Origin of the sequence: Pseudomonas sp. BP11-1-1 (assembly GCF_052112105.1) — a bacterium.
In the GTDB taxonomy this organism is placed as follows: domain Bacteria; phylum Pseudomonadota; class Gammaproteobacteria; order Pseudomonadales; family Pseudomonadaceae; genus Aquipseudomonas; species Aquipseudomonas alvandae.
Genome location: NZ_JAUTYU010000003.1, coordinates 469,113 through 484,262, shown reverse-complemented (window position 1 = coordinate 484,262; position 15,150 = coordinate 469,113). Strand labels below are relative to the sequence as shown.

3 protein-coding genes are annotated in these 15,150 nt (G+C 63.9%); all 3 read right to left on the bottom strand.

Features of this window, described 5'->3' with window-relative positions; translation table 11 throughout:
• Positions 1 to 19: 19 nt before the first annotated feature.
• The gene (locus Q7C33_RS08755) at positions 20 to 1,681 is read right to left on the bottom strand and encodes a ShlB/FhaC/HecB family hemolysin secretion/activation protein (RefSeq protein ID WP_407683224.1); all 1,662 of its coding nucleotides are present in this window, start codon (positions 1,679 to 1,681) and stop codon (positions 20 to 22) included.
• Positions 1,682 to 1,762: 81 nt separating this feature from the next.
• Complete coding sequence (locus Q7C33_RS08750) at positions 1,763 to 2,353, bottom strand: transposase (RefSeq protein WP_198796775.1); 591 nt, start codon at positions 2,351 to 2,353, stop codon at positions 1,763 to 1,765.
• 253 nt (positions 2,354 to 2,606) lie between these two features.
• Positions 2,607 to 15,119 (bottom strand): filamentous haemagglutinin family protein, encoded by a 12,513-nt coding sequence (locus Q7C33_RS08745; RefSeq protein WP_407683223.1) that lies wholly within the window; start codon positions 15,117 to 15,119, stop codon positions 2,607 to 2,609.
• Positions 15,120 to 15,150 lie beyond the last annotated feature (31 nt).

The following is a 15,150-nucleotide window of genomic DNA, read 5'->3' as shown; positions in this document are numbered from 1 at the left end:
AAGGTCTGTTGCCTGCCGGTCAAAAAGTTGCCTGCACGTTGAAGTGCACGCGTGAGTCGTGTTTGCGGGTATTGGGGCCGTCCTTGAGCGGCAGGCCCCAATCGAGGCTGCCGGACAACCACTCACGCAAGGTCGCGCGAGTGCCAAAGCCAACGCTTGCCAGGCTGTAATCGGCTTCCTGGTCGGGTAATGCGTCTTGCAGGGCCATCTGCGCGCCCTCGGCGAAGACATACCAACGCCAACTGTCGACGTAGCTGCCAAGGCCTTCGCCCAGGTGTTTGCTCAACGACGGCGTGCGCAGTTCCTGGGAAAACAGCACCCCGTCATCGCCCGTGCGTTCCGCAGCCAGGTAACCGCGCACGCTGGTGGCGCCACCGGCGGAAAACTGCTCGTTGGAAACCAGCGGCCCGGAAGCCAGCTGGAAGCTCAACTTGCTCGCCGCTTGCCAGTCACCGGCAAACGTCTGGGTAAAGGTGCTGTCGCCCTTGAACACCGCGAAGCTGGGATTGGATTCATAGCGCTTGGCGCGAAATTCATCGGCGTCGCTGCCATAACCGAAGAAGCTGCGAGTGCCGGCGACGATGCTCAGGCCCAGGCCGAACTGCGAGGTTTCGGTGTAGCGAAAGCCGTTGTAGGCAAGGGTGATGGGCGCGTACTTGATCGGCACTTCATCGCTCGAACCGCCGAACTGCAGGGCTTCATCGAAATCCTTGAAATCCACACCCACCGACAGCGAGTTGGCCCAGACGCCTTGCGGGGGCACGCTGTAGATCAGTGACACGCCGTAGGAATGGCCCTTGCCCAACACATTGCTACCGCCGATGGTTGCGACGTTGCTGTCGGATTGATAGCCGGCGAACTGCACGTTCCAGCGCTCACTCAAGGGGGCGTTATAGGAACCCGACCAGACCTGCGCGTTGTCCCGGTCCTCGGGGGCGGTGAAATAGGTCAGCGAAGCCGTATGGCCGCGCTGCCAGAGATTGTTGTGGCCGAGCGTGACCACCGAACGCAGCTTTTCGGTGTCGGCGCTGTAGTCGTTGTTGAGCCCGATACTGGCCTGCCAGGGGTTCTTGTCTTCGACTTGCAAGTCGACATCCATCGTTCCCGGGCGCTGCCCTTCGCGCACTACCGGCACCACCTGGCGTCCCGGGTTACGGTTGGCAACCGCCAGCTGGGTTTGCACCGCCGCGAAATCGGCCACCTTGCCTTCTGTCAGCGCCGGAACTTCTTCGCGCACATTGACGGGAGAGTAGTGCTGGGTGCCAACCACGCGCACCCGGCCGATCCGGGTTTCGCTGACTTGCAGGTACACCACGCCGCCTTCGACCTGCTGCTCCGGCAGTTCGACGAATACCGACTGGTAACCCTTGGCCTGGTAGCGCTGTTGCAGCGCGTCGCGGGCACCTTCGATATCGGTGAGGCTGCGTTGCGGCCCGAGGAATGCGTACACCGCTTCTTCGATGTCGCGCGCGTCGAGCACGGTATTGCCGCGCACGACGTATTCGTTCACATCCACCAGCCGCGCAGGCGTTCCGGCGTCAGCCTCGATCGGCGTGCCGGCCTCTTCGGCGAATGCCGGCGCCTCGAAGACCAGAGCGAGCATCAGCGCCGTGGGCAGGAAAGGCCACGGCCTGCGCTTGCTGTTGAAATCCCAATGATCCACACATCCCCCTCGATTCATTTGCGCCACCCGTGCAGCGCCTGCTGCCAAGCCGCGCGCTGCCAGGCCCGCAGCGTTGGCAGCGTGTTGTCCTGTGACGGTTTATTTGTGTTTCGAATGCCTGGACAGCCAGGTGTGCAACAAGGCGAAGTTCAACGAGAATTCCGGCATGTGCATCAAGTCGCCGCAGAACACTTCGCTGACGATGCGCTCGAGCAATTTCGCCGCGTGAGGGCTATCCAGCAGTTCGCCGATATCCCGCACGAAGACGGCGAACGTCCAGACCCGCTGGTTCAGCTCGAGGCCGACAAACCAGCGGAACAGCAAGTTGTAATTGAGCTGCTCGTACAGCTGCTTTTCGCTGGGCAGCGAGTACAACAGTTGGAGCAACAAGGCGAGCATCAACGCCGGCACCGGCACCTGAATCTGATGTTCCCGTGCCCATTGCTGCAGGGGTTCGGAGGAGGCCTCCAGCAGTTCTTCGATTTGTGGGCGCAACATGACCAGGGAATGGCCAGGCGGCACGTAGCTGGACAACTCCTTCAAGGCGCTCTGCCAGTCGTCCTGGGACACGATCCACACCCAGGGTGCGCCGTAGCGATAAACCGAAACCGGCTTCTTGCGTGCAGCCTCGACGATCTTCGACAGGCGCTGGTCCAGCTCCTGCATGCCCACTTTCGAGTAACTTTCCATAGACCCCATAGCCCCTGTCACACCTGGCATCCAGCGCGAAATAGCGCAAAAAAAGTTGTCCGGGCGTCCCTGCCAAAAGCTTCTTTTATGAACGGCAATCCAGTGCCGTTGCCCTTTCACACAACCTTGACCGAGGCAACCGGCCACTACCGAACTTTTGTCATCGAATCTTCATGAACGGCTACGGACAGCGCCCCGCGCCCATGAAAAAGGGCGACAGTTGCCTGTCGCCCTCGGGCCTTGATGACGATGCTTACAACGTCAGGTTGCGTTGCTCCTCGGGGGTCAATTGATTGCGCGCCTGGTCGTCCAACCGTCCAGCCCCCAATACCTGCACGCTGTTACTCGGTTCCTGGGCCGGCGCACGGCTGGCGCCTTCCTGGGACGGCGCCAGGCGTTCGTTGCCGAAGCCCAGGACCTGCACGCTGAACACCGATGGCATACGGTTGCGCGAGGCGGCCTGTTGTTCGCGCGCGACGCCTTCCGCGGCATCGCTCGCCGACGCTGCGGCGGAGCTGGCGTTGGTCAGTGCGCCAGTGTTGACCACCGCGCTGACCGGCACGCCGTTGGACTTGCCTTGCACCTGGATGTTGGCGGCGTTCACTACATGCAACGCGGCAATGTTGATGTTGCCCGAGACCCGGATGCCCGCCTCTCCCGCGTCGATGGTGCCGAGCGGCGCGAGCAGGTCGATGTCGCCCGGCGCGACCTCGGCGATGGGGTTGAGGGTGGCAATGCCGGCGCCAGTGCTCGGCACCGACGGCGACAGCGTGACGTTGCCCCAGTTGTCATAGACGCGCTTGGGCGGCGTGTACACCAAGGTGGTTTTCGAGCCGCGACCGGCGTTGATATCCCCGGCCGCCGACCAGGCGAGAATGTCGCCGCCGAAGGTGGTCATGATCCGGCTTTGTCCCAGCAACACGCTGCCGTTGCTGAACAACTGAATGTCACCGGTGCCTTGGGTGATGACCCCGGCACTGGACGGCGGGGCCTCGCCTTCGATACCGAACACCTGCTGCCCGCCGGGCGTCAGCATCTGGATATCGCCACCGAAGTTGGTGTGCACCCCGGCGCCGCCGAACATCGTGATGTCGCCCTGGTAAGCCAAGGCATTGCCGGCCACGTCATGGGTGGGAAACAGCGCGGCGATGGCGTTGCGACCGCGCAGGTAGCTGCCGGAACGCGGGCTGCTGGCATCGTTGTACTCGCGGCCACCGGCACGCAGTTCGGCGAAATACACCTGGCGAGCAAACACCCGCTGTTGTTCGGACGGCAATGCCGCGAAGTAGGCCAGCGCCTGCTCGGTATCGCCGTTGAAGCCATACCGCAATGCCAGCCACGTCGCCAACTCGACCTCATAAGTCTTCGCCACCTTGCCCGGCTGTTGGGCCAGGCCGGCACCGGCGTCCGCCAGGTTGGCCGGGTCCAGGTATTGCCGCACGAAGCCCAGGTAATCCGGCCCGGCGGCGCCTACACCGGCTTGCATCACGATGCTTGCGCCGGGGCGATTGTCACCGGCTTTCACCGGACCGAGGCTGGTCACGGCAGCCTGGTCTTCCATCAGGATATTGCGCCCGGCGCTGATCTCCAGCGTACCGGGGCCGGCGACATTGAAGGTGCTGTAGAGGATGTCGCGGCCGGCGGAGACAATGGAGATGTCGGTGGGGTCGTCGTGGACGAACAGGTTGCCGGTGCTGGTGGGCCCGGTTTCGAACTGCGTCAGTAAAGTGCCCGCAATGTCACCACTGTTGACGATATCCCGCCCCGCCATGATCCAGGCGGGACTGGCGGCCTCGTACCAGGTCTCGCCGCCCCTGCGACCGGCACTGAAGGCAATCAGCTCGCCCGTGCGCAACCCAACGATATCGCCCCTGACGGCGTAGAAGCGTACCGGCTGGTCCGCGCCTCGATAATCTCCGCCAGACCCTGTACCGCCGAACGCGAACAAGCCCATTCCGATGCTGCTGAGTAGCGAAGGGTTCGCACTCGCTCCTTCCAGGTCGCCGTGTAGCACACCCGATCGGTCCTTGTAATAGAACGCAGGATGGTCCGGAGTTGCCAGGCTGCTTGCTGAAGCATTGGTCGGTGATATTGCGTAGCCTCCCGCATAAATCGAATCCCCAGCGAGAAACTCCAGCTGCGCCTGGTTTCCAGGTGCCAGGATCAAGGAATAGGGGGTCACAAAGCTCCCTACCCCACGTGATGAGGGCCCGTAATACAGGCTGCCTGAGGGCGCGGCTACCCGCAAAATCGACGGATAGACGAAACGCCCGTCGGTCGGTGAATAGTCCATACCGACACGAGGCGTGATGATACCGGAGCCTGTCGAAAGCTCTCCGCCTTGGGTCGAAGGCGTAGCGCTCCCTCCAGCTGCAAACAGATCGATAGCCGTATGGTCAGTCCACAGGCTGAACCAGGAATATCCGGGGCCTCTGGTCCCGCCGCCCAGGTCCACCGACTGGGCGACTCGTGTCGGCGCACGGCCCGGGTCCACTGCGGCGCCAAGTACGAGATCGCCACGGGCATCCAGACTGGCGGTGGCATCGCCGGGTACCAGCAGCAGTCCACCGGTCGCGCTGGCCATCGTTGCATCGTATGGGTTGTAGGCACGGATCTCTCGGGGGTCCTGCGAAACCTCGTCCGGACCGTTGATCAATTCCATGCCGCCGAACGAACCGGCACTGGCCCTCAGCGAACCCCGCAAGTTCGTCAGGCTGCCATTCATGTCATGGCGCGAATCAACCGGCTGGCCGGCTAAGTCGAGAAACGCCCTAGCCTCCAGTGAAGGGTTGAGCGCGCCGCCGATTGCCAGCGACAGGTCACCGCCACCCGTGAACTTCAATTGACCGTCCACCATGCGCCCGGTCGAGCCGACCGCCAGGACTATCCCCTGACTGCGACTGGCGCCCTGCTCGCCTCGCTCTCCACGGGGGGCCAACATACCCGCGTCGCCTGCGACTCGCACATCCACGTTGCCGCCACCCAAGGTGCCGATACCGGTAAAACCGTTCAATACCGGATCGGTGCCATGGGGCACATAGGTGCCGAAATTGATCCACCAGGCCGTAGGCGTACCGTCACCATCGCCTTGGCGCCACAACCAATTCCCAACCCCCGAGCTCTCTATCTGCGGTGCGTCTTCGGTCACGAGAGTACTTTGTTTTCTGCCGACTATGTCACCGGCCAAATCGCCGCCCACCGACAGCAGCAGGTTGCCGCCATGGTCTGGATACCATGCGCGATATCGGCTGTCTGCGCCGCCATCCACCAAGCGTTCATAAGGGCTGTCACCGTTCCCCAGGATCGAGTCAGTCGGCAGGCCGGCGTTGTTCACCGAGACGCCTCGCGCAAGGTTGTACGCCGCCGAGTCGGCCAGGCTCAAGGACGACGTGCCCGCGGTATAAATGCCAAACAGCGATTGCATGCTGAAATCACCTGCGCTGACCAGGTCCAGATCGCCTGTACCGGTACGAAGCACACTGAAGCTGCTGGTGCCCACCACGTAGGTGTAAACGCTCCCACCGACGCATAACCCCGGTGCCTGGGCACAGAATTCGTCCTCCGACATACCGTACAGGTCCGCCAACTCCGCCACTGGCCGACCGGCATAGGTCAGGTCACCGAAATAGTCGAGCGAGGCTTGCTCGGTCAACGTCCGCCCCGCCGCGACGCAGAGCCCTGGCGCCTGCCCGCAGAACTCGTCGACGCTCATGCCGTAAAGGTCAGCCAACTCCGCCACGGGTCGCCCGGAGTAGCTCAAGTCACCAAAATAGTCGAGCGAGGCTTGATCGGTCAGCACCTGGCCTCCCGCCTTCGCCAGCATTCCATAGTGAGTATCGGCCACGGTAAAGCGCCCATGCTCGGCATACGGATTGACCAGGCGGGTATCAGCGGCTTGCAAATCAGCGCCCGCCACGGCACGTAGCGACCAGGACTGCGAACCCTCGGCCAACATGGGCGCGATTGCCCAGTTGTGGCCCTTGCCATCGCCGCCGCGCAGATTGATCTTGTCCACGCCTTCGGCCAGCTTCACGTCGGTGCCTGCGGGTATCAGCGCGCCCAAGGGCAACAGCAACGCGCCCGCCTGAACCACGGTGCTTGGGCTATGAACTGTCACCGAACTTGCCGGGCGGCTGGGCAAAGCCACGCCTTTTGGCCAGACCAATCCGGTCAAGGCGGTATCGCCGATCAACACCGAACCACTCCCGAGGATCATCCCTTGCGCCACGGTCAGGTCGGCGGTCAGGCGCGTACCGGCGGCATACGCCACACGGCCGTCGCGGTAACGGATATTGGCCGCCAACACCGTGCCGGCAGGCAGTGAAATCGCCTCGGCCAACTCACCGTCCGCCGGCAGGCGCGTGCCTGCGGCCAGAGTGATGGCTTGCAACGGCAGGTCGTAGTTGAGGATGACGCCGGAGAGGAACGTCGTGCCGTCCTGCAATTCAATGCCCGCGCGGGGCACGATCACATCGCCGTTGAACATTTGCTTGCCGGGCGTCAGCACCCAGCCATCGTCGTCCGGTGTTTCTGGCGGCGGCGCGAAACCATCGTTGATGCTGCCAAGCACGGTCAGGTCGCCCCCGGCGCGCAGTACCAGGCTGCCGACTTCGCCGGAACCGTATACAGACGTTTGGGGTGTCAGCGGATTGAGGCTGGCGTAGCGATAGCCGGACAGGTCCAGGTCGCCCTGCACTACCAGGTCACCGTCGGCGGTGGCGCTGACGATTTCGACGCCGGGGCGCAGGTGAAACGCGTTGCGGTACGTCGCATTGTTCAGCCCGGCCAGCTTACCGTCGCGCAAGGCGTCGTTTTTCAAGGCGTTGTCGATGAAGTCCCGGTTTTCGCGGTCGATGTCGTTGAGGTAGTCCTGATTGATGATCTGATACGGCCTGCCGCTGGCCGCCGGATCGCTGCCGTAGTGGGCATTGTCGTAACGCTGCACACCATTGAGCGCTATCAGCTTGGCGCCCTGGATATTCAGGTTGCCGCTGGCGCCGATGGCGATATCGCCGGCAGTCGCCCCGCCCAGGCGAGGAGCGTTCAGTTCCAGGGTGCCGCGGGCCTTGCCGTCGTGGCCGGTCTTGGCGGCAGTGCCGTGACGCAAATCGATCCGAGCGCCGTCGGCCAAGGTCAGCAGGCCATCACCGGAACTGAGCTCGACCATGGCGCGGTTCGGCGAATCGATAATCTGGCCGTCGCTGTCGACCCGGAGCACGCTGCCATGGGCGTCGAGCATGGCGTTGCCGCCAACGGTCAAGCCTTGCTTGCCCGCCAGGCGAATGGACCCCACGCGCTCGCCACTGGCGTCCACGGTGCCGTTGACTGTCAGCTTGCCGCCGTCCACCGACACGCTGATCACGCCGGCCTTGAGCCCATCGCCGATCACCAAGTCACCCTGCTTGAGCTGGAAGCTGCGGCCGCCGAAGACCTGGCCCTGGTTCAGGCGTTGGTTGAGGGCGGCAAAATCCTCGCTCAGGCTTGCGTCACCCAGGCGTTGGGCGCGGATGTCCACGCTGCCGGCCTTGTAGGGCACGGCGGTGCCGCCCGCATCGTAGTAGCCGCTGCTGCTGCCAAGAACAGTGCCCGCCAGGTCGACCTTGCCGGCGGCCGCCGCCAATGCGGTGGCCTTGAGGCTCCCGGCCTGGTTGTTCACGGCGGAGAGATCGATCACCGAGCCGGCGGCCTGGCGGATATTGCCGTTGCGGCTTTCGAGGATCAGGTCACCGCCCCAGCTGTACTTGTTGACATCGTTGAAGGTGACTTTGCGTCCGGCCAGGTCGAGGCGCGCGGCATCGGTGAGGGTCAATTCATCCTCGGCGCTGAGGGTCAGCTTGCCGCTGGGCAGCACCACGTTGCCTTCGACCCGCACATTCTTGCCGTTCAACGCCAGCTCGGCGCCCAAGCTGTCGGCGCTGGCCACCGGCAGGCGACTGCCCGCCGGCGCGCTGACGCGGATATTGCCGCCTGCGGTGATCCGGTTGACCGACCCGGCCTCGCCGGTCATCAACGGCGTGAGGATGTTCAGGTTGCCGCCGCTGTACTGGAAACCTTTACCGGTGATGTATTCGCCCTGGCTCTGGTAAACCGACAAGCCTCCCTTATGGTTGGCGGTGATGCGTTCGCTGGCGTTGAGATTGACGTTGGCGAATCCCAGGGCCAGGCGGTCATAGGCCTTGGCCACCTTGGACTCGGTGGCTGGGGCATAACCAAACTCGATGCGTTGGGCATCGATCTGCAGGTTGCCCGTGCCGGTGCCCGCGCCGCCGGCCACGATGCTGCCAGCCTCGTTTTGCACGCCATTCCAGATCAGGTTACCGGTGCGAATCAGCGCCGTTTCATTGGCATTGCCTTTGCCGTAGATCGCTGGAGTGCCAAGCACCAATTCCTTGAGCCGCGACTTGCCAGTCACCGCGTCAAAGGTATCGAGGCTGGCGTTGCCATAGAAATTCAGTGAATCGCGCGCACCCAGCACCAGGGTTTCGAGCGCCGGCGCGCCAGCGCTGGTATCGCCCAGCAACAGGCGGTCGAGCACCTGCTGGTTGAGTGTCAGGCCGCTGGGCAACAGATTGCGTGACGCCAGGTCGGCCAGGGTCTCGGCGCTGCCAACGTTGATGCCGCCAACCGCCAGGGTCAGGTTACGGGTACCGAAGCGTACGGCATCCGTCAGCTCGAAGCGATTGTCCGTGGCCGAGGCGATGGTGCCTTCGGAATACAGGCGAGTGGTGCCGGTGCAAACGCCGTCGCACACGCCGATGCGGATACTGCCAGGTGCGCTGTCCGGCCTTTGCGGGTTGGGTGCGGAAGGCGCCAACATGTTCACGTAGCCATTAGAGACGGCGAGCACGCTGTTGCGACCGGGGTTGTAGAGATAGCCATCGCGCGAGTCACGCGCCACGGCGCCCATGCCCAGCGTATTGATCGACGCGCCCTGCTCCACGGTGATGCCGCCATTGGGACTCGACGTCACCAGGAACACTTCCGGCGCCCGCAGGGTCGCACCGCTGCGCAGGGTGATATTTTGGGTTCGGGAGGCGCTGCCGTTGCCATCACTGAATTCAAGGAAGTTACCGCCCTGGCCATAGCGGGCCAAGGCGTAACCGCCAATGAACAGGCTGCTGGCGCCGATGGCATTCACCGCATCGTCGGTCAGGGTTACAACGTCCAATCCAGAACTGACCGCCTCTCCTGCCTTGATGATCTCCAGGTTCCCGGCCCTGACCAACGTGAGTGCGGTGGTGCTGCCGCGACCATCTTTGGCTGCTTTGCTCAGCAGTTTCCCGGCAAAACTGAAGCTCGGTTGGTCACTCTGGTTGCGCTCGAACGTGACGTTGAACGCCTTGGCATCCCGGGGCAGCAGGACGGCGGGCACGCCCAGGCGCGCCGCGTCGGCCAGGGCAAACTGACTGAAGCTGGTCTCGTTGTACTGCGAATAGCGGCGCAGCGTATCGGCCGCGGTGACGATCACTTGGCTCGCCAGGCTGTCGCGTACGCCCGTACCGGCAATGCCGAGGGTACCGGCCGTTGCCCAGGAGCCGTTACGCATGGCCTGGGTCGGCACCACCCCACCCTGCCCGGCCAGGCCGTTGACCTCGATGCGAAACGCACCCGGCAGCAGCGCGTAGGTCGAGGGCAGCAAGGTATAGGTGCCGGCCGGCAAGCCGGGTACGCCGGCACCGAGGGTAATCTGCTGGCCGACCAAGGGGGCGACGGCGCCGGCTTCACCACCCGCGGGCGCATAGCCGGTCTGTACGCCAGGAACGATAGCGTAGACCGGGTTGCTGCTCAGTGCCGGTAACAGGAAACCGTCCGGACCGAACTGCACCAAGGGGTTGAAGCGCGCGTCAGTGGAGCCGCCACGCCCCGAGATGAACCCGGCGCCGGTCAACTCACCCCCACCGGACACGTCCACAACGGCTCCCGCCGCAACGTCGATGGTCTCGCCCACCAGATCGATCTTTCCCGGCACGCCATTGAGGGCTGGCCGCAGCAGGCTCTTGTCGAGCGTCACGCCATCGAACACGTAGGACTTGCCATCCGCTGTTCCGCCATAGGGCATGACGAGCCCCGCGCCGCTGACGGAGGTCAGGCTGCCGGGCAGCATGTTCACATCGCTGCCGGGACGGGACGCGGTCTCCAGTGCCGTCTGGCCAATGATCAGGTTGCCCAATGGCGCTCGCAGAATGCCGCCCTGGTTGATGACATCCGCTTCAAGCCGCAACTCGCCGAACGCGGAATAAGGCACCGAGGGAATCGCCGAGCCGTTGCGGCCTATGTCCATGCGCTTGGCGGTCAGCGTCCCTTGCACACCGGTGCCGGGATAGATCTGCGCGGCGGTGAGGCCCAGGACGCCGGGGGTTCGAAGTAACATTTTATGATCGGCCTGGCTGCTCGCCATCCGAATGTCACCCTGGCTGTTCAATTGCAAATCCGCAAAACCACGACGATCGACGTTTCGAACTTCGCCCTGGGCCATCGTCAGCGTTCCGCTGCCGCCGACCCTCACCGCGTCGCGAACCTCAAGCAACCCGGTCGCTGACACCAACAACTGCCCCGCGGCAGGTCGTGCCGAAGGCGCCAGCCCTATGCCGGTGCTGCTGTTGTCAGCCCCGGCGGCCGTATTATCTTGCGCGCCGGCCAAGCGCACATAGTTACCGCGCAGTTTGACCACCGAGTCCGCCGCCGCTGTCTCCGCCATGCCGTACGCACCCGCGTAGAGCTGAAGCGCATTGGCCATCGTCAGGTTGACATTGCCATCGAAGGTCAGCAGACCGGTACTGAAGAGGGACAACGTATCAAAGCCGCCGGCCTCGACCTGATCCACCGCAAGCCGTGCATAGCCGTGTTCCAGCAGGGAGGCGCCCTGCTCTGGCGCGCTCCCGGCCGTGATACCCGTCGCGGAATGGTGCTGCTCGATAATCAGTTCGCGAGTCTTGCGCTGGTTGTCCGGCAAATCCGAGCTGTTCAAATAAACCGTCGCCCCGAGCCCGACCGACAAGCTTCCGCCCGCCGCTCCGGCACCGCCGGCGGCAGCCTTGAACTGACCGTCCAGGTAAAGCCCACTGGTCGAGCCAAAACTGATGTCGCCGCCGTGGCTGGCAACCACTCGGCGTTGCCCCGCGTCATCCAGCACCGCCTGGGCACCCGAAGCATCGAGCAACGCGCCTTCGCGCACCACGATGAATTTGCCGATACCGCCGCCGTCGCCCGTCGCATGGTCGATTTCACCACCGATGACGATACTTCCGCCGTTACGCACGAACCCATATTGGGTCCCCCTGGTACCCGTGGCGGTGGCGGCGCGAGCGGCTACGTCCAGGACCGCGTTCTCGCCGATCCAGATCGACTTGAAGTTGTCACTGGGCGGTATGACCGCCGCTTGCGGCCCAGGCGCGGAGCCGACAGTGATCGAGCCGCCCCAGGCATTCAAGGTGCCGTCCACGGTGATCTGGCCGATGCCCGTCAAGCGGATCGCTTGTCCGGGGTCGACATTCAACACTGCCGACTTGCCCACCAGCAGGTCAGCCGTGGCGACATTCGCCGCGCCGGTTTGCTGGCTGCCGGCTTGCAAGGACAGGCTGGCACCCTGGCGTTGGGTCAGCACGCCCTTGCTGGCGTCTTCGAGGTACAGCGGTGGCGTCCAGGTTTCCAGCGCGCTGCCCAATGCACCACCGGTGGCGACCCCAGGCGCGCCAGCGCCTTGGCGATAAACCGGCATGGTGACATCGACCCGGGTGCCCTCGGCAACCTCAAGGCCGTCGTTGCCGATGATGTCGTAGGCGGAAAAGCCTTTTTTGAAGAAGCCGCCATCGAGCAGCAAGGTACCGGCCGCCGCAGAGGTCGCGGTGTCGCTGATCAGGACTTTACCGGCCTGCAATTGCAAGGTGCCGCCGCCCTTCACACCCTGGCCCCGCAATTCGCCCCCCAGGCTCAATCCGCCGTTCAGGCTACTCAGGGTTACATCGCCCCCTTTGCCGCCCTGGAACTTGCCTGAGTTGAGCAGTGCCGCTCCAGAAGAAACATCCAGCACGCTGCCGGCGCCCAGCGCGATGGCGCCGCCGGTTTTCAGGGCGATGCTGCCGCCGTTCTGGTAAGGCAAGGCGCTGATATCGCCAGGGTCCAGTTGTAGATTGCTCCACAGCCCGCTGGCATCCAGACGCACCCCGTCAGCCACCCTGACCGAGGACGCGCCGACAACCGGCATCGTGCCGTCGACCTGGACGAAATCCCTGCCTACCTGAATGGCACCAGCGTGGGCAGTAAGATTGGCATTCACGGCCACCGTCGGGCCAAACAGGCTGATGGAACCGGCCGGAGCCACCTGCAACGCACCGTTGACTGTGATGCCTTCGCTCGCAGCGACCTTGACGGCACCGAGCTTGAAGCCGTTGAGCTGGTTGCTGTCCAGGTACAACGTGCCCTGGCGATCCGTCGGCAAGGCTCCGTCCAGGCCGACGCTACCGGCAACGCCCGCCGCGCCTTGGCCGAAAATCACGTTCTTCAAAGTATTGGCCGTGGCGCCAAGGGCATATTCCACAGTGCCGCTTTCCTTCACGTAGAACGGCACGTACGAGCCGACCACCAACTGCCCGCCACGGGCCACGGTTTTCTGCGACTGCTGGTAGCCATCCAGGCCGGCCTGGGCGGCGCGGGTCTGGCGGTCACCCTGGAAGGTATCGCTGGCGAGCGTGCCTTCGAGCACCGCGTTTTTAGTCCCGATCACCAGGGTGCCGGCATCGCGGCCGACCGTGTAGCCGGCCTCCTGGCGCGAACGCGGGGCAATCAAGGGATTGTAGTAATACTTCGTTTGCCCCCAGCGCTGGGTGTGGTCTTCGTATCCCTTGTAGATCCCGGTGTAGAGCATGTCCCCAGGCGCACTGTTGAGTTCATACAAGCGGCCATCGGCGCCCTTGAGCCAGGTCTGCTTGACGGTGCCGCTCTGCACATCCAGCGTGCCGCCGGACAGATTGATCTGCGAGCCGGCCTGGGTCACCACATCATTACCGGTAAAACTCACGGTGCCGCCCTGGGCCATCCATTCGCCAGCGCTGTGGCCCTGGGTACCGAGGTAGCCGCTGACTTCCAGCAGACCACCGGCGGTGTACCAGCGATCAGTGGCGTAGCCGTTGGTGCCGGCGGGTACGAACACCAGCTCACGCGCATCCACCCACACGTCGTTGTTGTTCAACGTACCTTCATCCCGGTTGCCGGCGGCATCGCGCTGCTCGTTGCCCTGGATGTTGACCTTGATGCTGTTGGCTTCCATCGCCACCTTGACGCCGGTGGCGCCGGAGACGTCGATCACCGCACCGTCGCGCACCAGGCTGCGGGTGCCGGCGTTCACCGCCACCTGACCGCCCGTGGCGAGGGTGATCGATCCCTTCTGGAAATCGACGCTGCCAGCGCTGTCGATCTGCACCAGGGACAGGTCTCGGCGATAGGTGTCCGCTGGAATGACTTTGCCGTCCTGGCTGACGATCGGTTTCAAGGCACTGTCGCGTTGGCTGTCCAGGGCCGTCGCGCTGGCATCCACCAGAATCGCCGTGGTACTGCCCTCGCCCAGGGTCACGTTGGCATCGCTGCCTCGCGCCGTGAGGTGCAGCGTGCCACGGGTGTCCGCCGAAGTGCTGGCCACGGCCACACCGTCCTGCCGCACTTGATTGCCGGTCAGCGTCACATCACCGCTGGCCGCCATCAACAGCCCGGTGTTGCTTACAGTCCCGGCGCCGCTGGTGCCATCCTGATGGGCGGTGACTTCATTGCCGCGGGTGGTTGACGTCGAGTTGCCGTCGCTGGCGAAGCCTTTCTTGATGGTGAAACGGTCACCGGCCGCCAACACGGTTTGTCCACGCTCGGTACTGATGGTGCCGGCGTTGTCGACACTTTTGCCCAGCAACAAGACATAGCCGCCCCCGGCAGTCGATTTGCTCGGGGCTGTCGTCGAAATCTGCGCGCCCCTCTCCACCCGAATCGCACCCTGGGCGTTGGTGAAGCTCGGGGCGTTGGTATTGTAGAGGCCACCGTTCTTGAACTGTTCGTCGCTGAAATCCGTGGCGGCCGCCACCAGGTTACGCACGTTGACCTGGCTGCTACCGCTGAACACCACGCCGTTGCTGTTGAGGATCATCACCGTGCCGTCGGCCTTGATCTGGCCCTGGATCTGGCTCGGCGCGGTGCTGTTGTTGACCTTGTTCAGCGCGGCCCAACTGGCGTCCTGTTGAAACGCCAGGGTGGTGTCACGGCCGATGTTGAACGTGTCCCAGTTGAGAATGGCCTTGTCGGCGGTCTGCTTGACTGTCACCACGACCTTGCCGTTGGCATCTGTCTGTACCGGACCGTTGGCGTTGAGAAACAACGGCTTGCCATCCGGCCCGATCACTGCGTTCAAGCCATTGCCGCCCAAACCGTTATGAATGGTTTGCGGCGCGCCGAAACTGGCCGCACGCCCTGCCGCCTGGGCAGCCTGGCTGGCCGCAATCGCCGCCACCGTGCTGTTCATGTTCGCCAGCGAACGGCCCAACTGCTGCTGCACCCGTTGCTGCTGCGCCAGCGGTGGAGGCGTTCCAGGGCGAGGCGCGCTGGGGCTGGCCGGGCCTGCCGCCGGAGCCGCGCCCTTGGCCGCGAACCAGGCCGAACTGAAACTGGTCGCTGCGTAGGCGGGGTTGGCCAGCAGCAGCAAGGCGATGGCCTGGGCCAAGGGTTTGAGGCACAGCACAGCAGTGGAATCAGCATTATGGCGAGTGACTTTCTGGGGGCGGCAACGCATCACTACGGATCCTTTTTACGCAGGGCGAATT

Coding starts and splice junctions, on each gene's coding strand:
- Q7C33_RS08745 (WP_407683223.1), bottom strand. CDS start 15,119: ATGCGTTGCCGCCCCCAGAAAGTCACTCGCCATAATGCTGATTCCACT.
- Q7C33_RS08755 (WP_407683224.1), bottom strand. CDS start 1,681: ATGAATCGAGGGGGATGTGTGGATCATTGGGATTTCAACAGCAAGCGC.
- Q7C33_RS08750 (WP_198796775.1), bottom strand. CDS start 2,353: ATGGAAAGTTACTCGAAAGTGGGCATGCAGGAGCTGGACCAGCGCCTG.